Consider the following 526-nt stretch of genomic DNA (forward strand, 5'->3'; position numbering starts at 1 on the left):
ATGGTCGCTATCGATTTGATCGCTACCATGTTATTAAGCACAAATCCCTTGCAGATACGATGGTGAACTTCGTTCAAAATGAAATGATTGCTCACCCTGCAGTAAACGACTTGGCCGATCGAGATAAGCCAGAAACCAAAGAAATTAAATCGGCAATTCGCCAACTTCGCTCTTCTCTTGCTCAAGCCAACTATCAATTTGCCCATGAGTCAGCGGCAGAAGATAAAGTAAAGCTCACACCACTTGTTGGTCTTGGTAAGCGTCGAAACTTACTAAACCAGCAAATCGTCAAGCTACTAGCAGCAGCAAAGAACGAAATTTTCATCTGTACGCCATACTTTAACTTCCCTAAATCAATTCACCGGGAAGTAAAACGTGCGATGAAACGCGGAGTAAAAGTAACGATCGTGGTAGGAGATAAAACCGCGAACGATTTCTATATCTCTCCAGAAGAAGATTTCAAAACCATTGGTGGTCTTCCTTACCTTTACGAGGTAAATCTGCGCCGCTTTGCCAAAGCAAATGA

At 42.8% G+C, this 526-nt stretch carries 1 protein-coding gene; it reads left to right on the forward strand.

From position 1 onward, the window contains the following. Positions 1–526 (forward strand): phospholipase D-like domain-containing protein (locus R8O11_RS31065; RefSeq protein WP_318195371.1); only part of this gene is annotated, 526 nt, incomplete at both ends.

This window comes from Vibrio sp. 1288 (genome assembly GCF_033344475.1).